Annotated in this window: 18 protein-coding genes; 7 read left to right on the forward strand and 11 right to left on the reverse strand. The window is 69.7% G+C overall.

All coding sequences use genetic code 11. The annotated features are described in order from the left end of the window. The first annotated feature begins 37 nt into the window (after nucleotides 1-37). On the forward strand, nucleotides 38-424 hold the full coding sequence (locus QMO76_RS34210) for a hypothetical protein (RefSeq protein WP_306365519.1): 387 nt from the start codon (nucleotides 38-40) through the stop codon (nucleotides 422-424). A 150-nt stretch (nucleotides 425-574) separates the two neighbouring features. On the opposite strand, the gene QMO76_RS34215 is transcribed toward QMO76_RS34210, so the two are convergent. Together QMO76_RS34215 and QMO76_RS34220 are read right to left on the reverse strand one after the other, a co-directional pair. Continuing rightward, entirely contained in the window at nucleotides 575-1,585 is a 1,011-nt protein-coding gene (locus tag QMO76_RS34215) for a PHP domain-containing protein (protein ID WP_306365520.1), read from the reverse strand. Nucleotides 1,586-1,607: 22 nt separating this feature from the next. After that, nucleotides 1,608-2,279 (reverse strand): GntR family transcriptional regulator, encoded by a 672-nt coding sequence (locus QMO76_RS34220; RefSeq protein ID WP_306365521.1) that lies wholly within the window; start codon nucleotides 2,277-2,279, stop codon nucleotides 1,608-1,610. A 56-nt stretch (nucleotides 2,280-2,335) separates the two neighbouring features. Here QMO76_RS34220 and QMO76_RS34225 point away from each other — a divergent pair, with 56 nt between their 5' ends. Together QMO76_RS34225 and QMO76_RS34230 are read left to right on the forward strand one after the other, a co-directional pair. After that, nucleotides 2,336-2,854 (forward strand): polyketide cyclase, encoded by a 519-nt coding sequence (locus tag QMO76_RS34225; RefSeq protein WP_306365522.1) that lies wholly within the window; start codon nucleotides 2,336-2,338, stop codon nucleotides 2,852-2,854. Between the two features lie 369 nt (nucleotides 2,855-3,223). After that, complete coding sequence (locus QMO76_RS34230) at nucleotides 3,224-3,670, forward strand: hypothetical protein (RefSeq protein WP_306365523.1); 447 nt, start codon at nucleotides 3,224-3,226, stop codon at nucleotides 3,668-3,670. 20 nt (nucleotides 3,671-3,690) lie between these two features. Here the strand turns inward: QMO76_RS34230 and QMO76_RS34235 are convergent, their stop codons facing one another. The 5 genes from QMO76_RS34235 to QMO76_RS34255 form a co-directional block, all read right to left on the reverse strand. Next, complete coding sequence (locus QMO76_RS34235; RefSeq protein WP_306365524.1) at nucleotides 3,691-7,071, reverse strand: DUF4132 domain-containing protein; 3,381 nt, start codon at nucleotides 7,069-7,071, stop codon at nucleotides 3,691-3,693. A gap of 148 nt (nucleotides 7,072-7,219) precedes the next feature. Then, on the reverse strand, nucleotides 7,220-8,437 hold the full coding sequence (gene speD, locus QMO76_RS34240) for an adenosylmethionine decarboxylase (RefSeq protein WP_306365525.1): 1,218 nt from the start codon (nucleotides 8,435-8,437) through the stop codon (nucleotides 7,220-7,222). 8 nt (nucleotides 8,438-8,445) lie between these two features. After that, nucleotides 8,446-9,546 carry a type III PLP-dependent enzyme gene (locus QMO76_RS34245; protein ID WP_306365541.1) on the reverse strand — a complete coding sequence of 367 codons (1,101 nt, stop codon included), beginning with the start codon at nucleotides 9,544-9,546 and terminating at the stop codon, nucleotides 8,446-8,448. Nucleotides 9,547-9,766: 220 nt separating this feature from the next. Further along, the gene (locus tag QMO76_RS34250) at nucleotides 9,767-12,274 is read right to left on the reverse strand and encodes an RNA helicase (RefSeq protein ID WP_306365526.1); all 2,508 of its coding nucleotides are present in this window, start codon (nucleotides 12,272-12,274) and stop codon (nucleotides 9,767-9,769) included. A 71-nt stretch (nucleotides 12,275-12,345) separates the two neighbouring features. Further along, nucleotides 12,346-13,287 carry a PAC2 family protein gene (locus QMO76_RS34255; protein WP_306365527.1) on the reverse strand — a complete coding sequence of 314 codons (942 nt, stop codon included), beginning with the start codon at nucleotides 13,285-13,287 and terminating at the stop codon, nucleotides 12,346-12,348. 311 nt (nucleotides 13,288-13,598) lie between these two features. Here QMO76_RS34255 and QMO76_RS34260 point away from each other — a divergent pair, with 311 nt between their 5' ends. Further along, nucleotides 13,599-14,306, forward strand: a complete 708-nt coding sequence (locus tag QMO76_RS34260; protein ID WP_306365528.1) for a DUF5642 family protein — start codon at nucleotides 13,599-13,601, stop codon at nucleotides 14,304-14,306. A gap of 4 nt (nucleotides 14,307-14,310) precedes the next feature. On the opposite strand, the gene QMO76_RS34265 is transcribed toward QMO76_RS34260, so the two are convergent. Together QMO76_RS34265 and QMO76_RS34270 are read right to left on the reverse strand one after the other, a co-directional pair. Further along, on the reverse strand, nucleotides 14,311-14,817 hold the full coding sequence (locus tag QMO76_RS34265) for a hypothetical protein (protein WP_306365529.1): 507 nt from the start codon (nucleotides 14,815-14,817) through the stop codon (nucleotides 14,311-14,313). Nucleotides 14,818-14,831: 14 nt separating this feature from the next. Next, nucleotides 14,832-15,251: a hypothetical protein gene (locus QMO76_RS34270; protein WP_306365530.1), complete on the reverse strand. Its 420-nt coding sequence runs from the start codon at nucleotides 15,249-15,251 to the stop codon at nucleotides 14,832-14,834. A gap of 301 nt (nucleotides 15,252-15,552) precedes the next feature. On the opposite strand from QMO76_RS34270, the gene QMO76_RS34275 reads away from it, so the two are divergent. Next, nucleotides 15,553-16,992 carry a DUF4192 domain-containing protein gene (locus tag QMO76_RS34275; RefSeq protein ID WP_306365531.1) on the forward strand — a complete coding sequence of 480 codons (1,440 nt, stop codon included), beginning with the start codon at nucleotides 15,553-15,555 and terminating at the stop codon, nucleotides 16,990-16,992. A 77-nt stretch (nucleotides 16,993-17,069) separates the two neighbouring features. Here the strand turns inward: QMO76_RS34275 and galE are convergent, their stop codons facing one another. After that, on the reverse strand, nucleotides 17,070-18,053 hold the full coding sequence (gene galE / locus QMO76_RS34280) for a UDP-glucose 4-epimerase GalE (protein WP_306365532.1): 984 nt from the start codon (nucleotides 18,051-18,053) through the stop codon (nucleotides 17,070-17,072). A 3-nt stretch (nucleotides 18,054-18,056) separates the two neighbouring features. Then, on the reverse strand, nucleotides 18,057-18,743 hold the full coding sequence (locus QMO76_RS34285; protein ID WP_306365533.1) for a metal-dependent transcriptional regulator: 687 nt from the start codon (nucleotides 18,741-18,743) through the stop codon (nucleotides 18,057-18,059). A gap of 176 nt (nucleotides 18,744-18,919) precedes the next feature. On the opposite strand from QMO76_RS34285, the gene QMO76_RS34290 reads away from it, so the two are divergent. Together QMO76_RS34290 and QMO76_RS34295 are read left to right on the forward strand one after the other, a co-directional pair. Further along, nucleotides 18,920-20,155, forward strand: coding sequence for an acetoin utilization protein AcuC (locus QMO76_RS34290; RefSeq protein ID WP_306365534.1), 1,236 nt, complete (start codon nucleotides 18,920-18,922; stop codon nucleotides 20,153-20,155). Next, nucleotides 20,148-22,949, forward strand: a complete 2,802-nt coding sequence (locus QMO76_RS34295) for a GNAT family N-acetyltransferase (protein WP_372342136.1) — start codon at nucleotides 20,148-20,150, stop codon at nucleotides 22,947-22,949. Before QMO76_RS34290 ends, QMO76_RS34295 begins: the two co-directional genes overlap by 8 nt. Nucleotides 22,950-22,955: the final 6 nt, after the last annotated feature.

Here is a 22,955-nt window from a genome sequence, read left to right on the forward strand (position 1 = left end):
GGTGTTTCGGGTGTGCCGGCCGGGGCACCCGGGCTGCATGAACGGAAATCAGGACCCGGCCGACGAGATGGGCCCCGGCGACACGCTGAGTTCGACGGAGAGCCTGGACCCTGATAACGTGCGCAACCAGGGTGACGACACCGTCGTCGCGCCACCGGAGGAGTGGCGCGCGGCGGACGGATACGGCATGACCGAACGGGAACAGCGACTCGGCGAACCGCACGCCGACCGGCTGGCCGCGGAGGAACCGGACACCAGCGCGCAGCGGGATGCGGGCTCGGGACCGCCCACCGAGGAGTTCTCCCCGCTCGACACGACCTACGAGAACGCCGAGGAGGCCGACCCGCGCCCCACTCGGCAGCACCGCGGACAGATCGACGACACCCCGGAGGACGGGGAATCCTACTTCCCGATCGTGGAGTAGCCGGCGGCCCGATCGTCGTCTCATCGAACGGGCGCGCCCCAGCCGCCCCGACCTCACCCGCCTCGACCCCGGACACGTTCGACTCCTGACCGGCGCGTTCGGGCCGGTCGGGGCGGATCGCGGTTGTCGGGTAGCCCATCTGCCGGATGCTCAGCGGCGGGATGCCGTCCACGCCAGCAGTTCGTCCACCGGCCAGGTATTGACGATGCGCTCGACGGGGATGTCGTTGTCCAGCGCGCGTTGGGCTCCGTAACCGAGGAAGTCGAGTTGGCCGGGGGCGTGCGCGTCGGTGTCGATGGAGAAGTGGCAGCCCAGATCGCGAGCCAGGCGGAGCAGCCGGGTCGGCGGGTCGCGGCGCTCGGGGCGGGAATTGATCTCGACGGCGGTGCCGTGGTCGCGGCAGGCGGTGAAGACGGTCTCGGCGTCGAAGGCGGATTCGGGACGGCGGCCGCGGCCGCCCTCCACCAGGCGGCCGGTGCAGTGGCCGAGCACGTCGACGCGAGGGTTGGCCACGGCGCGGATCATACGTCTGGTCATGGCGGCCGATTCCATCCGGAGTTTGGAGTGGACGCTGGCCACGACGACATCGAGGCGATCGAGCAGCTCCGGGTCCTGATCGAGGGAGCCGTCGTCGAGGATGTCGACCTCGATGCCGGTCAGGATGCGCATCGGGGCGAACCGGTCGCGCAGTTCGTCGATGACGTCGAGTTGTTCGCGAAGCCGCTGCGCCGACAGCCCGTTGGCCACCGTCAGACGAGGGGAGTGGTCGGTGAGGGCACAGTACTCGTGGCCGAGGGCGCGGGCGGTGTCCATCATCTCCGCGATGGGCGCCGAACCGTCGGACCAGTTCGAATGCAGGTGCAGATCGCCACGCAGGGCCGCGCGCACTTCGCCGCCACCCAGATCTTGTGCCGCCGAGCGCAATTCGATCAAGGTGTCGGGTTCGCGACCGGACCATGCCTGGGCGATGACCGCGGCCGTCTTCGGCCCGATGCCGGGCAGCGACTGCCAGGCGTTCGCGCGGCCCAGCACCTCGCGCTGGGCGTCGTCCAGCCGCGCGACGATATCGGCGGCCTTGCGGTAGGCCATGACTCGCCGGGTGTCCTCGCGGGCGCGGTCCTTCCAGTACGCGATCTGGCGTAGGGCGGCGACGGGGTCCATGCCTCCAGTGTGCCCGGGGACGTCACGGCTGGTCGGTCAGTCCGGCCGCGGTGAGCGTGAGGTGTCGGACGAGTACCGCGGCCGCGGCGTCCGCGTCGCGGGACAGCGCCGCCTCCTCCAGCCGCCGGTGTTCCTCGGCCCCGTCCCGATCGGGGTTGCGGTGCGCCGACCAGCGGCGGGCCAACTCGCTGACGGTCCACAGGCGATCGAAGGTCTCCATCAGCACGGGGTTGCCGCACGCTTCCAGCAGGGTGCGGTGGAACCGGCGGTGCGCCTCGGACCAGGCTTCGGTGTAGTACGCGCCCTCGGCCGGAGCGAAGGCGGGTGTGCGTGCCAGCCGGTGGTGGGCGGCGCGCACCCGGGCCTCCCAGTCGACGTCGCCGCGCGCGATGGACAGGCGCAGCAGCACCGGTTCGATGGTGCGGCGCGCCTCCGCGATCTCCTGCCAGCGGCGGTCGGAGAACTCCGGGACGGCGAAGCCCCGGTTGGGCAGCCGGTCGGCCAAACCCTCGCCGACCAGGCGGACCAGCGCCTCCCGGACGACGGCCAGGCTCACACCCTGGTCCCGGGCGAGATCCTGTGGTTTGAGGGCGGCGCCGGGAGCGTGGTCGCCGCGCATGATCGCCGTCCGCAGGTGGGCGTGGACCTGCTCGGACAGCATCTGCTTACCCGTGGCGAGCGGAGTGGAAGGCACGGAAGCATCATAGACAGACGGCAAGATAATCGATTATTTGTGTTATCGTCGATTCTATGGCCGAACACGAGAACGCCCCTGTCGAAACGCCCGCCACGGAAGGAACCAATGAACGGATCGAGGTCTCGAGGCTCATTCCCGCACCCGCCGCCGACATCTTCTCGGTGCTGACCGATCCGAAGGGGCACGTCGATATCGACGCATCGGGAATGCTGCTCGACGCTGAGGGGGAGACGGTCGCGCGTCCGGGTGACCGGTTCGTCGTCCATATGGACCGGGAGGCGCTGGGCGATCTTCCCCTGGGGCGGTACGACGTCGAAGTCGTGATCACCGAACTGATTCCGGATACCGAGATCGCGTGGACCGTCGAGGCTCGCATCAGGCCGCATGCCCGCCATATCTACGGCTACCGGCTGGAGACCGTCGTGGGCGGAACCCTCGTCACCTCGTATTACGACTGGTCGGAGGTCGACGCGGAATGGCGGCGGCGCGTCGACTTCCCGGTGGTCCCCGCTGCGGCGCTCAAAGCCACGCTCGGAATTCTCGAACGCACCGTCCGGCGGCGCACCGCCTGAATCGAACTGTTCGGTCCGCGCGCTGTCCCAGTCGCGCCACGGCTCCGGCAGCCTGTCGGGCCGGTAGCGGGAATCGCAGGTACAGGGTGATCGGCTCGCGCGGCAGAGCCGAAAGACCCTTGTTGAGATGGCCTTCACACCGACCGAATCGGCCCGGCGCGTCGTGGCACGGCCGCGCGGACGGCGCTAACCTCGGTTTCGGGACAATCGCGACGCTCTTCGTCTGAGACGGCGGGCGGGGCGTTGCTCGTCTCACCCGCGTCAGCGCTGACTCGCGTGTGAAAGGTACTGGAAAACAACGACTTTGGAGTTCTACCGGCTATGGTTTCGCACACCGCACCCGCAATGAGACCGCACCGGAGGGCCGAGATGGTCCCCGTCGGCACGAGCGCATGGCATGACGGATCGCTGTGGTGGGATGCGAAATCCGTGCTGGTGACGCGTCCGGTCGCACCGGGAAGTATCGCCACCGCACCACATCTGGTGCTCCCCGCCGAACAGGGGCGACTGGCATTCGTCCTCTCCTCCTACGGGGAGGAAGCCCAGCAACTCGCCTACGACGGCCGCGTGGTCATCCAGGTCGGCGACTGGCGCGGCCGCCCCGCCCTGGGATCCCGCCAGCATTACGGGACCGCGCACATCGTCAACGATCCGCGGGTAACCGAACGGGTGCACGAGGGGATGCGCATCAAGTACGGTGCGCGAACCGCGCTGGCGCGCATGGCGCACCGATTCGCGCACGGGGCGGTGCCCTACGGTGACCTCGTCGCCATTGTCGAGTTGCATCCGCAGGGTCCGCTGATGATCCCGCGCTGACACCCCGGCCGCGTGGTCGCTCAGGCGGTGAGCAGGTGCAATTCGCGCAGAAGTTCCGAGGCGGCAACCGGTTCCAAGTCGGCGAACCGGGGGTTCTTGCCGTCACGGGGCCAGGTTCCGTACGCGTCGGCGTGCATGAGACGCACGGTGACGGTCTGCTCACCCCATTCCAGCGCGTCCCCGGCGATGATTCCCGGATCGAGATCGATGACCACGAGAAGATTGTCGCCGACATCGCGGAACATATCGCAGGAGACGCCACCGTCCATGGGCTCACCGCGTTCCCAGCCGAACCGGCTGAGGCCCAGTACCCTTCCGGTGGGCACTGTGGCGTGGTGCCAGCCGGGGAGTTCGCAGGACGCCGCCTGCTCCGGGCCGAGGACATGCACCTCGCGCTGTAACTGCGGGAACGGTTGCAGGATCTCGTAGTCGGCGAACAGCTCACCCCAGGCGGCGAGTTCCTCGCCCAGGTGCACCGGGTGTGCGATGCCGACCAGGATATCGTCCGCCAGCGTGACCGGGTTGTCGTCGGCGTCGGCGTAGCTGCGATCCTCGGCGAGGCGGAACGAGCCGGTCACCGCTCCCTCGGTATCGAAGGTGGCCCATACCAGGCGGCGGGTCGGGTGCGAGAGCAGCGGATGTTCCACGAACAGTCGCCGGTGTTCGGCGGCCGTCCAGCGGCGACCGCGCACCATGGCCTGCTCGAAACGCCGAAGCTGTTCCGCCGCGGCGAATTTCACATCCCTCTTCAAGGCTGTGAAGGATTTGTAGGAGGCGGTCGCCAATTCCTCGTCGTCCTTGGCTCCCGGTTTGGGCAGTGACTTGCGTGGCTTGCTGGGCTGCCAGCCGTCATCGCCGCGCACCGCGTCGGATACCGTGGGTTTCAGCTGCTCGTCGAAGCCGACGACGAAACCCCTGGTGCCGTAGTCGAGCACGAGTGTGCCATCGGCGCCGAGACCGAAGTCGGGAACCAGGCGGTCGGCCAATTGCTCGGGCGTCAGCCCGAGGCCGTCGGCGATATCGGAGATCTTCCGCCATGCTTCGGACCTGAGCCGGTTGAACTTCACCTTCTCCGCGATGCCGTGCAGCTGCATGAGCGCTACGTCGGTGCCGATGGCGGTGAGCACATTCAGGGCGCTGACCGCGCGGGCGTTGGCCGACTGCCCAGGCCAGGCGCGGATGAGCGGTCCGATCCGCCGCGCGGTCTCGTCGTTGCCGAGCAGCCCGAGTGCGTGCAGCACCCACCCGTCCTTGGCCGGATAGTCGGCCAGCTGCCAGAGCTCGAACAGCGACCACGCGAATTCGGCCAACGAGTCCGAGTCGGCGAATTCGATCACCTGGGCGAGGCCCGCGTAGTCGCCGTTCGGTCCGCACAGGGCGAGCATGGTGCAGATGTCCCGGACCGCCGACGTCGGCAGGACGGCCGCGCTGTCGCGCTGTCCCACGGCCGGAAGCAGTTCGGGGACAAGCCACTTCGGTGGTGTGGGAATCCGGGTCGGGAGCTGGTGCAGCGGGTCGGCGGCCAGCGCCGCGGCGACGGCGGTGCGCGCGCGTTCGCCGAGAGCCGCGGCGCTCGCGTCGATCGTCTCGCGGTGCCCGCGCTCGGCGAGCACCCGCAGCGTGGCCTCGGCGAGTGTGCGGTCTTTCCCGGGCTTGGCCAGCGCCGCCCCGATGACGATCGGCAGCGCCGAGCTCACGTGGCGGTCGAACCAGTCGAGCGCGGTCTGCCGCGTCGTCTTGCCCGCTGTCCAGCGCATCATCAGCTGGGCCGCCGCTGTGCCGGTGACCGGCGCCAGTACGTGCGCGAGACTTGTCGGATTCGCCCGCGCCGCTCGCAGTACGTACGGCAGGGCATCGTCACCGCACCGAGCCAGCAGCCGTCGCAGCGGAGCCTCCGCATTCCACAACCGGCCGGGGCTCAGCCGCGCCAGATGCGGCCGCACCAACTCCTCCGGTGCCAGGGAGAGAATTCTCGGCACTCGGTAGTCCATCGGATCCTGCGTTCGCACGGCGTTCGCGACCAGTTTCGGCCACCCGTGCTTGCCGGCTTCCCACAGCCACACCTCGGTGCCCGCCCATTCCTCCCGTTCGCCCGGCCGCCAGTCCAGGCCGTCCGGTACGGGTGCGACCACATCGGCGAGTACCACCGTCTGCACCTTCTTGCGGGCGCGCTGCCACGGCGGATTCCGCAGCACCTCGGGCAATTCCTCGGGGGACACGACGGTCCGATGCGTCGGCGGCAGCAGTGCGGAGCCGTCGGGCAGTGCCGCGACCAGCTCCGGATGGGTGATGGCCACGGTGCGCAACGCGTGCCGCACAACGGGCCGTCCCATGGCCGGATGCAGCAACCGCACGGCGCGATGGGGAAACCGCTGCGCCGCCGCGGCCAGCGCCTGTGGTACCTGCCGCTCATCGGCTCGAGCGAGCAGAGCGGTGAACGCCGCGTCGGACGGCAGCCAGGACAGGAGGTCGGTCAGTCGGCTCATCGCCTCGGACGAGAGTTGGTACTCGCGCACCATCCGGCCCACCGGCTCCGCGCCCTCCGGTCCCAGCCGGGTGAGCGCCGTCAGCAGTAGATCGGACTCCCGGGAGTAGAGGAAGGGATAATGGCTGAGCCGTTCGATGAGGGTCTCCAGTTCCGCACGCGTATCGACCGAAGCGATCAGCAGCGCGTACGGACTGGTGTAGCGGTGGTCCGGGACGACACCGGCGATATCGGCGGTGACCCAATCTCGTTCGGTGGGTGCGAGAAACGAGGTCGCGACGCGGAAAGCGGAAGCACCGCGCGAGCGCAACTCGCCGAGCAGCGCGACCACCGACCGATACTCCGGCTCCGTCGCCACCGCAAGATGTGCGCGCACACGAACCAAGCCAGCGGTGAACTCGGGGTTCCCCGGGTCGTCAGAGGGCAGACTGCGGACCGTGTGTCTGTGTTGCGTGGAACTTCGGTCGAATACGGCCTCGACGGTGAGTCCGGAGCGTAGGACGGCCGCCGTCGCGGCGAAACCGACCCCGCGGCCGCGAACCCAGGCGTCGACCGTCGCTTCGGCGCGGCTCCGGCCTTCGTCGGGACGGGAGACGCGGGCGGCCGATTCCACGATGGCGCTGATCACCGCCGCGCCGAGCGGGCTGGCGGCGGCGGGATCGCAGAGGGCCGCGTACCCTGCCTCACTCAGTTCGCCGGCCCCGGCGGCGGCACTGGCGCGCAGGGCGGACATGATCGAATCGCGCTGGGTAGCAGCAGTATTCGTCGTATCGATGGCGGTCGAATCGAGAATTGTCACGGGCGTTGCCGGGCCGAGACCGCGGGAGGGCAGGGCCCGCGCCCACCAGTGCGCGGGCACCTCCCATCGATCCTCGTCCGCGATGGCGGTAGTGCGTGTGGTCGTGCTGTCGAGCATGGTCCCCCACATCTTGGAGCTGACGGTCGGCAGCGACTGTAGCGGTGCCGACCGACACCTCGATCGGAGAACGCGGTGGTGACAGGGAGCGGGAACGACGGCGCCCGCACGGTGAACCGTGCGGGCGCCGTTGATGATTCGGGCTGGTTCAGCCGACGCTGACGCCGACGCGCAGGGCGTGCGGCTCGATGGCGCCGCGGACGATCGCCCGCTCGTCGATGGTCTCCGCCTTGTACGGCAGCTGCGACAGGGTGGTCGTCATCTTGGCGACCGGGTCGGCGATCGCCTTCGGGGTGCCGAAGATGAAGGTCCACTCGTGTTCGTCGCTGACGTAGGGCACGACGGTGTCGAACAGGTTGTGGAAGCGAGTCCAGGAACGCTTCAGGGTTTCGTTGCGCCACATGGTCTGACAGCCCGCTTGCGCGGCCAGCACGCCGCCCTCGGCCAGCAGCGCCTTGCAGCGCAGCAGGAACTCGTCCTCGTAGAGGCGGTTGTGCTGGGCGTCCTCGACCCGCTCGTCCGGCAGGTCGATGACGATCATGTCGTAGCGTACGCCCGCGGTCTCGGCCCGGGCCAGGAAATCCCAGCCGTCGGCGTAGTGCATCTTGATCGGGCCGGTCTGCGCGACCGCCTCGGCCAGATCCGCCCGCGTGTAGCCGTAGGGCAGATGCTCGGCGCACAGCTCCACCTCGAGCTGGTCGATATCGACGTGGTCGACCAGCGAGGCGCCGGCCGCCACCGACATCTGCGAGGCCACGCCCTCACCGGAACCGATGATGAGCACCTTGTCCAGCTTCTCGGCCAGCGCGTACCCCGGGACCAACATGGCCTCGTGGTAGGTGAGCTGCGAGTACTCGGTGGACTGGCGGTCGTCGTCGGAGAACAGGCTGACGCCCTGCTCGGTCTTGGCGATCACCATGTGCTGGAACGGGGTGTTCGTGTCCACGATCACCTCGGACATGTCCCACACCCGGGTCAGGCCCTCGCCGACCGGCTCGTGGATGCGGCGCGAGGTGTGCCCGCGCTGGATGACCTCCATATTGACCGATCCGGGCGACAGCTCCTCCTTCAGCAGCTCGACCGCCTTGGTGGCACCGGAACCGATACTGCCGCAGGTGAATACGTCGACGAAGATGTCCCCGGACTCCGGATACGTGTGGATGGAGGCGTGCGACTCCGACAGCAGGGCCAGAATGGTGACCCCCTGCGGCTCGAACTGCTTGTGCACCACATCGCAAATGGTCACCCCCGCGGCGACCAACGATTTTCGGAGCGCACTCTCGAGTCGTTCGAGGTCGTCGCACAGCTGCGGGTCGACACCACCGAACTCGGCCAGCACATGCCAGCCGGTGAATTCTGCCGTCATAAGCGAACTCACTCTCGCTCAGCGCCGATGACATGAACAGTCAAAGGCGGAAAACCGTTGAAGGACACCGACGAATAGCTCGCCGTATAAGCGCCGGTATCGAGGATCCGAACGGGATCACCGGCTCGCAACGTGGTCGGAAGGAGGACACGCGTGCGTTGATAGAGTACATCGTCGCCATCGCAGGTCGGTCCGGCGACCACCGCCTCGTCTCTCGGGTCATCGTCCCGATCGGTTTCGAAACGGTAGGCGATGTACTCGTTCTCGGTCTCGGCCATACCGTTGTAGCGGCCGATATCGAGGTATATCCAGCGCCGCCCGTCGGGCGCCTGGCGAACATTCACCACCTCGGCGTGAATCACACCGGTATTGCCCACCAGGGCGCGACCGGGCTCCACCACCAGTTCGGTGTGTTCCGGGAAATGGGCCGCGAACGCCTCGGCGATCACCGCGCCCAGCTCGGACAGCTCCGGCGCGGCGTCGGCATACGAAATCGGCAGTCCACCACCGATATTCACCGACGGTACCGGAATGTCCTTGACGGCCAACGCTTCCGCGATGGCGCCCGCTTGCTCGATGCCGATGCGCCAGGCGATCGGATCGGTCTGCTGCGAGCCCACGTGGAAGTACGGGCCGGCCACCCGCAGGCCCAGATCGCGCGCCCGCACCAGCAGCCGCTTCGCCTCACCGGGATCGCAGCCGAATTTGGTGCCGAACGGCGTCTGCGACTGCGGCGCCGAGGACAGGAACCGGCACTCCACCTCCGCGCCGGGGGCGTGCTCGGCGATGCGAACCAGATCGTCCTCGGTGTCGAAGGCGTAGCGGCGCACCCCGGCCGCGTGGGCGGCGGCGATATGCGCGGCTTTCTTGATGGGATTCCCGTAGCACATGACGGCCGGATCGACACCCTGCGCGATGCAGAGTTCGATCTCACCGATACTGGCGACGTCGAACTCGGCGCCCTCGTCGTTCAGCAGCCGGATGATCTCCGGCACGGGACTCGCCTTGACGGCGAAGCGAATTCGTGCCGCGGGCAGTGCGGCTCGCAGTGCGTGGTAGTTCGCGCGGACCCGGTGCAGGTCGATGACCAGACGGGGGGATTCGAGCAGGTTTCGGTCGGTCAATCTAAGGGAACTCTTTTCGATCGGGCGCTGTGGCGGGATGTGGGCAACAGTGCGCGACGATACACGCGGTTGGCCTCAGAAAACGAACCGGATACCGGGTCGTCTTCGTCACCGTACCGCCGGACGGAGGGGCCGGCGGGTCCCGGCGTCTTACGGGAGTATGAAGAAATAGCCAGCGCGAAGCGCCGGGAAGGTAGCGCGGCGGTCAGCCCGCCGCGATCGTGACTTCGTCGAATACCACTTCACCGGCGGCATCCGATTCCGCCAGATCCACCACGGTCTCGACCGCCCACCCGTGGTCACCGGCCGGATCGTCCAGCACCTGACGCACATGCCAGAACCCCGGCCGCTGCTCGATCTGGAACAGCTTCGGGCCGCGCGCGTTCGGCCCGATGCCGATCTCGCCGTACTCGCCGTAGTAGGGCGCGAGTTCGCGCTCCCAGTCCAGGCCGTCGCCCAGCTCGTCGAGGGCGTCCCAGCGGCGCAGCGCCGCCAGCTCCACCCGCCGGAACATGGCATTGCGCACCAGCACCCGGAAGGAGCGCTCGTTGGCGGAGATCGGCCGGGGTGTCTCCGCGCCGAACGCCACTTCCTCGGTATCGCTCTCCGCCCCCGGATTGGTGAGTTGCTCCCACTCGTCGAGCAGGCTGGAGTCGACCTGGCGCACCAGCTCGCCCAGCCATTCGGTGATGTCGTCGAGTTCCTCGGTGCGGGCCTGTTCGGGCACCGTGCGGCGCAGCGCCCGGTAGGCGTCGGCGAGATAGCGCAGCACCACGCCCTCGGAGCGGGCCAGCTCGTAGGTGGACACCAGTTCGGCGAACGTCATGGAGCGTTCGATCATCTCCCGCACCACCGACTTCGGCGACGGCTCGAACTCCGACACCCACGGGTGGCCGCCCTTGTAGGTCTCGAAGGCGGGTTCGATCAGGTCGGCGAGCGGTTTGGGCCAGGTCACCTCCTCCAGGAGTTCCATGCGCTCCTCGTATTCGATGCCGTCGGCCTTCATCTCCGCCACCGCCGCACCGCGCGCCTTGTGCTGCTGGGCCATGAGCAGCTGGCGCGGGTCCTCCAGGGTCGCCTCGATGAGCGAGATGACATCGAGGGTGTAGGTGGGGGAGTCGGAGTCCAGCAGCTCCAGCGCGGCCAGCGCGAACGGTGACAGCGGCTGATCGAGGGCGAAATCACGCTGCAGATCCACGGTGAGGCGGGCGCGGCGGCCGAATTCGTCGGGTTCGTCGAGTTGCTGCACCACACCCGCGTCCCGCAGCGCGCGGTAGAGGCGGATGGCGCGCAGAATGTGCCGCCGCTGCGCCGGGCGCGGCTCGTGGTTCTCCTCCAGCAGATGCCGCATGGCGTCGAAGCAGTTGCCCTTGCGGGCGATCACGTTCAGCAGCATGGCATTGGTGACGCTGAAACGCGACACCATCGGTTCCGGGGTGGCCCCGACCAGGCGGTCGAAGGTGTCCTCCGACCAGGACACGAAACCCTCCGGCGGTTTGCGTTTCTGGACCTTCTTCAGCTTCTTGGGATCGTCACCGGCCTTGGCGACGAGGCGGGCGTTCTCCACCTCGTGCTCGGGTGCCTGTACCACCACGGTGCCCATGGTGTCGTAGCCGGCGCGGCCGGCGCGGCCCGCGATCTGATGGAACTCGCGGGCGTTGAGGCGGCGGGTGCGCACACCGTCGTACTTGGTGAGACCGGTCAGCAGCACGGTGCGAATGGGCACATTGATGCCGACGCCCAGCGTATCGGTACCGCAGACCACCTTCAGCAGCCCGTCCTGGGCCAGCTTCTCCACCAGCCGGCGGTACTTGGGCAGCATGCCCGCGTGATGGACGCCGATGCCGTGGCGGATGAAGCGGGACAGTGATTTGCCGAAGCCGGTGGCGAACCGGAAATCGCCGAGGGCCGCGGCGATGGCCTCCTTCTCCGCCTTGCTGGCGAAGTTCACGCTCATCAGGGCCTGCGCCCGCTCGATCGCCGCCGCCTGGGTGAAATGCACCACGTACACCGGGGCGAGGCTGGTGGTCACCAGATCCTCGAGGGTTTCGGTGATCGGGGTGCGCACGTAGGAAAAGCTCAGCGGCACCGGGCGTTCCGAGCCGGAGACGACGGCGGTGTCGCGGCCGGTGCGGCGCTTCAGATCCCGGGCGAAGAAGTCGACCTCGCCCAGGGTGGCCGACATCAGCAGGAACTGGACCCCGGGCAGCTCGATCAGCGGCACCTGCCACGCCCACCCGCGATCCGGGTCGGAGTAGTAGTGGAATTCGTCCATGACGACCTGGCCCACCGGAGCGTCCGCGCCTTCCCGCAGCGCCAGGTTGGCCAGGATCTCCGCCGTCGCGCAGATGATCGGCGCATCCGGATTCACCGCCGCGTCCCCGGTCACCATGCCGACCCGGTCCGCCCCGAACACCTCGCACAGCGCGAAGAACTTCTCGCTGACCAATGCCTTGATCGGGGCGGTGTAATAGCTGCGCTGACCGCGGTTGAGCGCGGCGAAGTGCGCGCCGAGCGCGACCATCGACTTCCCGGAGCCGGTGGGGGTGGCCAGAATGACGTTCGAGCCGGTGAACAGCTCGAGCAGCGCCTCCTCCTGCGCCGGATACAGCGTCAGACCCTGCTCGAGGGTCCAGTCGACGAAGGTCTCATACAGCCACTCGGTATCGACGTCGGATACGGCACGGTCGGGGACGAGTTCGGATAGCTGCACGCCCACCTACGTTACTGCGTTCGATTGCCTCCGCTTCGCTCCGGCGGGTAGTTGTCCGGCATCCCCGCGAGTCAGGGCCGCCCGTGCTCGTCGTCGCCGAAACCGGACTGTTCGGCGAGGAAGCGTTCGAATTCCGCACCCAGCTCCTCGCCGGTGGGCAGGTCGCTCTCGCTGGCCAGCAGGCTGGACTGGCGTTCCTGGGCGGTGACGAAGCTGTCGTACTGGCGTTCCAGGGCCGCCACCACGGTTTCGACCTCGGAATTGCCCGCGATGTGCTCATTGACCTGCTCACGCACCCGGGCCGCCTGCTCGGTGAGCGCCGCCAGGGGCAGCTCCAGTCCGGCGTTCTCGGCGACGTTCTCCAGCAGCGTCTGCGCGGCCTCCGGATAGGCGGTCTGGGTCAGATAGTGCGGCACGTGCACCGAGAAGCCGACCGATTCGTGGCCGTGCTGGGCCATGCGGTACTCCAGCAGCGACGAGGCGCTGCCCGGCACCTGCAACTCGCCCGGCCAGCGCTGATGATCGCCGATGAGGTCGCGGTCGCTGGCGTGCGCGGTCATCCCGAGTGGGCGGGTGTGCGGGATCGCCATGGGGATCGCGCTCAGGCCGATGGTGCGGCGCACGCCCAGCTGCTCGGCCAGCAGCCGCACCGCGGTCACGAACTTCTCCCACCGCAGATCCGGCTCCAGACCGGCCAGCAGCAGGAACGGTGTGCCCTGAGTGTCCTTGAGCGCCCACAGGTTCAGCTCCGGCTCGGTGTAGTCGGAGAAGTGGTCGGTCTTGAACATCATGAGCGGTCGGCGCGAGCGGTAGTCGAGCAGTTCGTCCATATCGAACGAGGCGACCAACTCCGTCTCCAGGCTCTCCCGCAGATGCGTGGTGGCCAGGCGGACGGCGTGACCGGCGTCGGTGAAACCCTCCAGCCCGTGCACCAGCACCGGACCCGCGCCGTCAGCGGAGGACAACTGCGGCGCGGGGAACTCCAACTCGTACATGCTCGACTCGTAGTCCATCGCTTCATCCCTTCTGCATGGTCTCCAGCTGTCCGGTCCGGCGGAACTCGGCGGCGCGTGCCGCGGTTCATTCGCCTGACGGGCGATACTGGGACCATCACCATTGTCCCTCATGCCCTCGCGTGCCCGCGCCCCGTGGGTGCGAGCCCGCATCTGCTGTGCAACACGCCCGACGGTGGAACGCATTCCCATACCGCTCGCGGTCACACCTGTTTCCGGCGTGGCATCACGGATGAACAGCGGAAATTCGGCATAGTGGACGGGTGATCGTGCCGGATTCGCCGTGCCCGCGGCAGCCTCCAGTGTCCGTGGTGCGCCGCCGCACGTCGACCGGGCGCCGTCTGTCCACGCTGCTGGGTGTCCTGCTGGGTGTCGTGGCCCTGGGCTGTGCGCTCGCCGCCTGCGGGACCACCATCTCCGGGCACCCGCGGTCCTCGTCCGGGCCGAACTCGACGGCCGCGGTCTCGGAACTGGCACGGCTGCTGCCGAATCCGTCGCAGTTTCCCGCGCCGTACGCGGCGGTGGAGTTGCCGCCGGACACCGCCGAGCAGGCCGCGCACGACCTCGACGGAATTCTGCCGGGCGCGCGGGTCGATCCGGAGGACTGCGTGCCGGTGCCGCCGGTGTCCGAACCCGCGGTGTCGGTCGGCACCGACGACGCCACCCGCGCCACCCTCACCGTGGAACTGGTGCGCACCGACCACACCCTGGGTACCCTGCGGCAGCAGCTCGAACGCTGCGGCACCGTGCGCGCGACGCAGAGCGGCACGTCGGCCACCGTCACCACCGAACTGCTGCCGCCGCCACCGCTGGACGCCGACGAGACGGTGGCGCTGCGGCGCACCGTCCGATCGGAGGCGGGCGATCCCGGGACCACCCGCATCATGCGCACCCTGCTCGGCCAGGTCGGCGATGTGCGAATCAATGTGACCTATATGACCTTCGGCGACGACAGTCTCGACGGCGAGGCCCTCGACTCGCTGTTCACCACCGCGGTGAGCAAGGTGCGCAGGGGCTGACGGGTCAGCAGGCCGAACCGCTGGCCGAGCCGCTGCCCGCGGAACCCGAACCCGCGGAACCGCTTCCGGCCGAGCCGCTATCGACGGATCCGGAGGCCGAGCCGGTGCCAGCCGACCCGGAGGCCGAGCCGGTGGGGAGCCAGCCGCACCCGGAGGCGTGCTGGGTGACGGTGTAGACGATGGTCGAGGTGTTCCGGGCCTGCCGCGCGCCCACCGTGTAGGTGCCCGAGGCTTCCGGCCGCCACTGCAGCGTGGCGGTGATCAGGCCGGAGTTGGTGCGCTGCGGTGTGGCGGTGCCGATGGCCGTGTTGTTGACGAGGAAGTCCACCGCCTCGAACTGGGTCACGGTCACCTGGATGAGGCAGCCCGCCGCGACCGAGCACGGGCGCTCGTCCACACCGGTGATGCTGATGTCCTCGATATCCGCCGCCGCGGAGCCCGCCAGGGCGAACGGTGCGGTCAGGGCGAGCAGCGCGGTGGTCGCGCCGAGCCCGGTACGTGTTCTCGTCATGTGATCCCTCTTCTTCAGCCCGCCGAACCGGAGGGGAGCAAGCCGCCGAAGGACCCGGTGCCGCCCGGGGCCTTGATGTCGTAGGTGATGACACCCGAGGAGACGCCCTGCTGGGCCACGATGTGGTAGCTGCCGGGTTCGCTGGGATTCCAGACGACTTCGGCGGAGCCGCGGTGCGGATCCCATTGATCCTGCACCGGCCAGGCGTACCCGACGACGGTGCCGTTGACGGTGACGGCGACCTCGTCGAGCCGGTTCTCGCCGACGGTTCGGACGCGGATGATGCAGCCACCGGAGGTCCCGCAGGTCTCACCGGATACGCGGGCGTCGACGCGGATGTTCTCGGTGTCCGCCGCCGCCGTCGGTGCCAGCAGCGCCGGTACGGCGGCGCTCGCCACGGCGACCGCGAGGCCGCCGAAAGTACTTCTCTTCATTGCTGATGCGTTCTTCCTTCCGACACCGAGCCGATGGTGTCGAGGCGGACTGTAACAGCGCGACGGCGGCGGGTCGGGCAAAATGAAACGCTACGCATTCAGATTTTTCGCGATCCTGGGCCGCCGATCGCCCGCCACCCGGAGGCCGGGATCGAACGGTAGCAGTGGGCACCGACGAAAAGTGGTCGGCGCGAGCCGATTCGCGCCCTTTCCACACAGCCGGGAGCGGTTGTTCACAGACCTGTCGAAAGCCCAGGTCGGCATTCCGGCGCGACCGGTACGGCCGCGCATCGTGGAGGACATGACGAATTCCACCGAACCCCTGCCCACACCGCCACCGGGGGACGCCCCGCGCTACCGCTACTGCGAACCCGCGCGCATACCTCGCCACCGCGGCCGCCGCGCCTGCGCGGGCGGCAACACCTTCCCACCTGACGACTTCGGTACGGAACGCTGGCTGCCACCACCGGATCCACTGGAGGACGACGACCCGCCGCCGGTCGAGGGCGGCGAGACATCCGGGCGCGGCGTGGATGCCACCGTGGCGTCGTCGTCGGAGCCAACAGCATCGGAGACGACAGCATCGGAGACGACGGCGGCGGCCGCGAGCGCCGCGTCGGCGCGAAGTGCCGCGTCGTTCGGGAATGCCGATGTGCCGCAGCAGCATCTGCGCGAACCGGGGGAGTTCATCGCGGCGGTGCCCGCCATGCTCGGATTCGTGCCCGCACGGTCGCTGGTGCTGGCGGTGCTGCGGGCGGAGGCGGGGCGGGCGGATACCGCGGCGGTGGATGTGGTGGTGCGGGTGGACACCGATGTGGCGGGACGGGCGGCGGCGCGGGCCGTGCTGGATCAACTCGCCGATATCTGCGTGCGGCAGCGGGCCGTCGCGGCGCTGGCCCTGATCGTGGACGACCGCGCCACCGTGCCGGATGCGCGCCACCGGGGAGTGCGCGCACGGCGGCATCGGGAGCTGAACGATCTGCTCGCCGCTCGGCTCGCGGCTGCCGGCGTCGCGCTGACCGGCACGTGGGCCATTGCCGGATTCGAAGCCGGTCGGCCGTGGTGGAGCGTTCCGGAGCCGGCGGACACCGGTGCGCAACGGGCCCCGGCCGATTCGCCGGTGACCTTCCGGCAGGTGCTCGACGGCCGCCCGCTGCGGGGATCACGCGCCGAACTGGCCGCCGTGGTGGCCGTCGACACCGATGCCCGTGCCGCGGTCGAGGCGGTGCTGGAGTCGGTGGTCGCCGCGGCGCAGGCTCGGCTCGCCGCCGCCGCGCGGCGGGGCGAATCGGAGGTCTACACGCGCACCGCGCTGCGCAAGGTGCTGTGGCAGATCGCGAATATCGAATCCGGCGCGCGACTGCATCCGGCCGAGCTCGCGGAACTCGCGGTGGCCCTGCGCAATCCGGTGGTGCGGGACGTCATGTTCGCGCTCGCCCCCGGTGACCACGCCGCTGCCGCCGAAACACTGTGGATCCACCTCGCCCGCGCTCTGCCCGACCCGGACCGGGCCGAGGCGGCCGCACTGCTCGGTTACTGCGCCTATGTGCGCGGCGACGGTCCGCTGGCCGGGGTCGCGCTGGAAGCGGCCCTGGCCTCCGACCCGGACCACACCATGGCCCGCCTGCTGGAGACGGCGCTGCGAAACGGCCTGCGCCCGACCCAGCTGCGCCGCATCGCCGAGACCGGTCGCGAGGCCGCCGCGATCCTCGGTGTCGACCTCGGCCCGGAGCTGTCGTGACCGCCCCGGTGAACGGCCGCCGCAGCCCCGCCCGCGGCGGACGGGGCTGGGACGGAAGGAGTCGGCGAACAGGCAGGCTAGCGGCGCGCGCTGTGCGCGCGGTCGCCGAGGGACCGGATGTAGGACCAGGCGTCGGCCACGATCTCATCCAGCTCGGTGTGTTGCGGACGCCAGCCGAGTTCGGTGACCGCGCGTTCGCTGGAGGCGATCAGCACCGCCGGGTCACCGGCGCGCCGGGGGGCGTCGATCGCGCGGATGGGCAGGCCGGTGACGCGCTCGCAGGCCGAAATCACTTCGCGCACCGAGAAACCGGTGCCGCTGCCGAGATTGAAGATGCGGTGCACACCGGATTGCGACCGGGCCAGCGCCAGCAGATGCGCCTGGGCGAGATCGCGGATGTGGATGTAGTCGCGCACCGCGGTGCCGTCGGCGGTGGGGTAGTCGGTGCCGAAGACCGAGATGGATTCGCGGTGGCCCAGCGCCGTCTGCAGGACGAGGGGGATGAGATGGGTTTCCACGACGCGGTTCTCGCCCAGACCCGCGTACGCGCCCGCCACGTTGAAGTACCGCAGGCTGGTCGCCGCCAGCCCGTGCGCCGCCGCGTAGGAGGTGATGGCGTAGTCGATGGACAGCTTCGACGCACCGTAGGGGTTGGTCGGGCGGGTCGGCGCATCCTCCACGATCGGCACCTGCTCCGGCTCGCCGTACACGGCGGCGGTGGAGGAGAACACCAGGCGCGGGGTTCCGGCGGCGCGCATGGCCTCCAGCAGGGCGAGGGTCTTCACCACATTGCCGTGCCAGTACTTCTCCGGTTGCTGCACCGATTCGCCGACCAGCGACTGCGCCGCGAAATGCAGCACTCCGTCGAAATTCTCGGCGGCGACCAGCTCCACGCCGACCGTGGCGATATCGCCCTCCACGAACTTGGCGCCGGTGGGCACCCCGTCGGCATTGCCGGTCGAGACGTCATCCACCACGACCACCTCGTGGCCGTCCTCGAGCAGGACCTGCGCGCAGACGCCGCCGACATAGCCCGCGCCGCCCGTGACCAGAAGTTTCACGCCTCAGACCAACTTCACCTGGACGGCGTGGGCCATATCGTCGGAGAGCTCGAAACCGGCGTGGCCGGGCACCAGGATGACCACCGCGCCCGGCTTGGTCTCGACATTCACGCGGGCGTCGGGCACCACGCCCGCCTCCCGCAGCTGGTTGATGATCTCCGGATCGGTCTGGATGTGCTCGGAGAGCCGTCGCACCACCACCGCCGCGGACTGCCCGGCGGGCAGGTCCGAGAGCCGGACCAGCTTCTCCTCGGCATTCGAGGAGGCGGTGACGCCCAGCTCGTCCAGACCCGGAATCGGGTTGCCGTACGGCGAGGTGGTTGGGTGGTTGAGCACCTCGACCAGGCGGCGCTCCACCTCCTCGCTCATCACGTGCTCCCAGCGGCACGCCTCGGCGTGCACGTTCTGCCAGTCCAGGCCGATGATGTCGACCAGCAGCCGCTCGGCCAGCCGGTGCTTGCGCATCACCGCGACCGCCATGGCCCGGCCCTTCTCCGTCAATTCGAGATGGCGATCACCCGCGACGGTCAGCAGTCCGTCGCGCTCCATACGCGCCACCGTCTGACTGACCGTGGGCCCGCTCTGTTCGAGGCGCTCGGCGATACGCGCACGCAAGGGCGTGACGCCCTCCTCCTCGAGGTCGTAGATGGTACGGAGGTACATCTCCGTGGTGTCGACCAGATCCTTCACCTGTTTAACCCCTTCGTCGTGCACGAATTCTACCCATGCGCGGCGGCTGCACCGGGCGACAGCTTATTTCGCGAACGCACTGTCAACACCCAGGGCGCGCTGCGTGTTCCCTGCGGGTTCGGTGATGCGCGGTGTCCAGAGCCTACGAAGCGCCGTGACGCATTAGCGTGGCAGGTATGCCTGGCCCACCGCGCAGCGACGGCACCGTCGTCTGGACCGACCGTTTCCTGGACTACATGTGGACGCCGGAGCATCCGATGCGTCCGGCGCGGCTGCGGTTCACCATGGCGCTGGCCGAGAGCCTCGGGCTGTTCGACGGGGTGGAGGCGCTCGCACCGGCGGCGGCCACCGAGGGCGATCTGCTGCGCGTGCACACCCACGACTACATCGAGGCGGTCAAGCACGCTCGACAACCGGACGGGCAGCCGCTGGCCCCGCCCCACGGGCTCGGTTCCCCCGACAACCCGGTGTTCCCGCATATGCACGAGGCGGCCTCGGTCATCGTCGGCGGGACGCTGGCCGCGGCCCGGGAGATCGCCGCCGGCCGCACCCGCCGCGCGGTGAGCATCGGCGGCGGCATGCACCACGCCATGCCGGATTCGGCGGCCGGGTTCTGCGTGTACAACGATGTGGCGGTGGCGATTTCGTGGCTGCTGGACAACGGTTTCGACCGCATCGCCTACGTGGACGTCGACGTCCACCACGGCGACGGGGTGCAGCGGGCCTTCTACGACGACCCGCGCGTGCTGACCGTGTCCATCCATCAGCACCCGGCGACACTGTGGCCGAATACCGGCTGGGCCGAGGAAACCGGCGCGGGCAAGGCGGAGGGCACCGCGGTGAACCTGGCGATCATGCCCGGCACGCGGGACGCGCTGTGGCTGCGGGGCTTCCACGCGGTGGTGCCCGGTGCGCTGGCCGCCTTCCGGCCGCAGATCGTGGTGAGCCAATGCGGGGTCGACACCCACCGCGAGGACCCGCTCGCCGACCTGGAGCTGTCGGTGGACGGGCAGCGGGCGGCCTTCCTGGCCATGCGCGAACTGGCCGACCGCTACGCCGAGGGCCGGTGGCTGGCCATCGGCGGGGGCGGCTACGGGCTGATCCGGGTGGTGCCGCGCGCCTGGACGCACCTGCTGGCCGCCGCCCTGGACCGCGATATCGACCCGGCCACCCCGGTCCCCGCCGAGTGGGCCGCGGCCGCCGCCGCGTACGCGCCGAATATCGCGCCGCCCGCCACCATGGGCGACGGCGCCGACATCGGCTTCGAACGCTGGGACGGCCCCGGCGGCGGCCGGGAGACCGGTGACGAACGCGTCGACCGGGCCCGTCGCGCCCTCGACACATCCGTATTGGCAACACGCCGAGCGACTTTCGGACTGCTCGGCCTGGATCCGGAGGATCCCCGTGACTGACCCCACCGATCCGGCGACACCGCCACCGCCGGGCGATCGCGCCGCGAGCGGCAGACCCGCCGACGGCGACGCGTCGTCGGCACCGGCCGAACGGCCGCCCGCCGCCGCGCCGCCGTTCCCCGACAGCCCGGGGACTCCCGCCACACCGCCGCCACCGCCGGAGCACTGGTTCGCCGACGTGCTCGCCTCCGACGGCGGCGTGGTGCGGCTGCGCCCCATCACCCCCGAGGACGCGGAGCCCATGCAGCGGTTCCACGCGGGGCTGTCGGATCGCACGCGCTATCTGCGGTACTTCGGGCCGTACCCGCGGATGACGCCGAAGGATCTGTACCGCACCACCCACGTGGACTACCACGACCGGGTCGGGCTGGTGATCGAGCTGGGCGAGGAGATCATCGCGGTGGGCCGATACGAGTATCTGGCCGGGCGCGGCGCGCCGCGGGCCGCCGAGGTGGCCTTCGTGGTCGCCGACGGGCATCAGGGGCGCGGACTCGGGTCGATCCTGCTCGAGCATCTGGCGGGCGCGGCGGCCGAACACGACATCGACATCTTCGTGGCCGAGGTGCTGGCCGAGAACAACGCCATGGTGCAGGTGTTCCGGGACGCCGGGTACCAGGTGCAGCGCAACCGGGACGGATCGGTCCTGCACCTGGAATTCGCCATCGACCCCACCGAGGCGCTGCTGTCGGTGCGCGACTCCCGGGAACGGGCCTCCGAGGCGCGCAGTGTGGGCAATCTGCTGTCGCCCAGGTCCGTCGCCGTCATCGGCGCGACACCCTCCACCGGGCGGGTGGGCGGCGCGGTGCTGGCCAATCTGCTGTCGAGCGCCTTCCAAGGACCGGTCTTCCCGGTCAATCGCCAACGCGCCGCCGTGCGCGGGGTGCGGGCGTACGCGACCGTCCGCGATATCCCCGACGAGGTCGACCTGGCCGTGATCGCGGTACCCGCCGCCGAGATCGATTCCGTGCTCGACGACTGCATGGCCAAGGGCGTCAAGGGGCTGGTGGTGCTGACCGCCGGATTCTCCGAGACCGGCCCGCGCGGCTACGCCGCCGAACGCAGCCTGGTCGACGCGGCCCGCGCGCACGGTATGCGGGTGGTCGGCCCGAGCGCCCTCGGCATCGCCAATACCGATCCGGCCATCGCGCTCAACGCCACCCTCGCCCCCGTCCTGCCCGGCCGCGGGCGGATCGGGTTCTTCTGCCAGTCCGGTCCACTCGGCGGGGCCATTCTGGCGGAGGCCGCGGCCCGGCAGCTGGGCCTGTCCACCTTCGTCTCGGCCGGCAACCGCGCCGACGTCTCCGGCAACGATCTGCTCCAGTACTGGGACAGCGACCCGGATACCGATGTGGTGCTGCTGTATCTGGAAACCTTCGGCAATCCGCGCAAGTTCTCCCGCATCGCCCGTCGGGTGGCCCGCGGCAAACCCGTGGTCGCGGTGAACAGCGGCCGCAATGTGGCGCAGGCCGAGGGGGAGCGGGATCTGGACCGGTCGCTGGTGCGCAACCTGTTCGCGCAGGCGGGCATCATCCAGGTCGACTCCATCGCCGAACTGTTCGACTGCGCCATGCTGCTCGGCTATCAGCCGCTGCCCGCGGGGAAGCGGCTCGCGGTGATCGGCAACAGCGCCGCCCTCGCCTGGCTGGCCGTCGACGCCGCCCGCGGCGAGGGCCTCGAGGTCGGCGAACCCACGGATCTGGGACCGCAGGCGAGCCCGGCCGACTATCTCACCGCCGTGGCCGCCGCCGTCGGCGACGGCGAGGTGGACGCGGTCATCGTCGTCTACTCACCGCCGGTCGCCACCGGCGTCGCCGCCTACGCCGAGGCCATCCGATCCGGTGCGCAAGCCGATCCGGCCACACCGGTGCTCACCACCTTCGTCGCCGATCAGGGCATGCCCAATCTGCTCGCCACCCGAGGGCCGGGCGGTTCGGTGGAACGCGGCTCCATCCCGTCCTACGCCGATCCGGAGCGGGCGGCGCGGGCGCTGGCCCGGGTGCGGCGCTACGCCGACTGGGTGGCCCGGCCGGTGTCCCCGGTGGCGCGGCCCGATGGCCTCGACACCACCCGCGCCCGCGACCTGGTGGCCGGGTGGATGGCGGCGGACGACGGCCGCTGGCTCACCGATCTGGAAGCCGTGGACCTGCTGGCCTGCTACGGCATCCGCATCGTCGAATTCCGGGAGGTGCTCGACGCCGATGCCGCCGCGGCCGCCGCCGAGGAGCTCGGCTACCCGGTGGCGGCCAAGGCGACCGGCGAACTGTGGCGCAACCGGCCCGACCTCACCGGAGTGCGGCTGGACCTGTGGCGGCCCGACGCGGTGCGGCGCGGCTACACCGACCTCGCGGAGGTCTCCGGCAATCCGGTGGTGCACATCCAGCGCATGGCCACCAAGGGCGTCGGCTGCACCTTCCGCGTGCAGGACGACCCGTCCTTCGGGTCGGTGATCAGCTTCGGCCTGTCCGGCACCATCATCGACCTGCTCGGTGACCGCGTGTACCGGGCGCTGCCGCTCACCGAGGCCGAGTCCGCGGAGCTCATCGACGCCCCGCGAGCCGCCCCGCTGCTGTCGGGCACCGTGGGCGGGCGCACCATCGACAAGCCGGTCGACCGCGCCGCCCTCGCCGCGATCGCCCAGCGCATCTCGGCGCTCTGCGACGACCTGCCGGAGGTGCGGGAGCTGCTGTGCGAACCGGTCCTCGCCTCCCCGGAGGGCGCGGCGGTGCTCTACGGCCGGGTCCGCATCGGTCCGGAGCCGAGCCGATTCGATATCGGTCCCCGCCGTTTGGCGTAAACGACA

This window comes from Nocardia sp. CC227C, from assembly GCF_030767025.1.
Classification (GTDB): Bacteria; Actinomycetota; Actinomycetes; order Mycobacteriales; family Mycobacteriaceae; genus Nocardia.

What these genes read in the sequence shown, in the direction of transcription:
- QMO76_RS34210 (WP_306365519.1), top strand. Translation starts at nt 38, where the DNA reads ATGAACGGAAATCAGGACCCGGCCGACGAGATGGGCCCCGGCGACACG.
- QMO76_RS34215 (WP_306365520.1), bottom strand. Translation starts at nt 1,585, where the DNA reads ATGGACCCCGTCGCCGCCCTACGCCAGATCGCGTACTGGAAGGACCGC.
- QMO76_RS34225 (WP_306365522.1), top strand. Translation starts at nt 2,336, where the DNA reads ATGGCCGAACACGAGAACGCCCCTGTCGAAACGCCCGCCACGGAAGGA.
- QMO76_RS34230 (WP_306365523.1), top strand. Translation starts at nt 3,224, where the DNA reads ATGGTCCCCGTCGGCACGAGCGCATGGCATGACGGATCGCTGTGGTGG.
- QMO76_RS34235 (WP_306365524.1), bottom strand. Translation starts at nt 7,071, where the DNA reads ATGCTCGACAGCACGACCACACGCACTACCGCCATCGCGGACGAGGAT.
- speD (WP_306365525.1), bottom strand. Translation starts at nt 8,437, where the DNA reads ATGACGGCAGAATTCACCGGCTGGCATGTGCTGGCCGAGTTCGGTGGT.
- QMO76_RS34255 (WP_306365527.1), bottom strand. Translation starts at nt 13,287, where the DNA reads ATGGACTACGAGTCGAGCATGTACGAGTTGGAGTTCCCCGCGCCGCAG.
- QMO76_RS34265 (WP_306365529.1), bottom strand. Translation starts at nt 14,817, where the DNA reads ATGACGAGAACACGTACCGGGCTCGGCGCGACCACCGCGCTGCTCGCC.
- QMO76_RS34270 (WP_306365530.1), bottom strand. Translation starts at nt 15,251, where the DNA reads ATGAAGAGAAGTACTTTCGGCGGCCTCGCGGTCGCCGTGGCGAGCGCC.
- QMO76_RS34275 (WP_306365531.1), top strand. Translation starts at nt 15,553, where the DNA reads ATGACGAATTCCACCGAACCCCTGCCCACACCGCCACCGGGGGACGCC.
- QMO76_RS34290 (WP_306365534.1), top strand. Translation starts at nt 18,920, where the DNA reads ATGCCTGGCCCACCGCGCAGCGACGGCACCGTCGTCTGGACCGACCGT.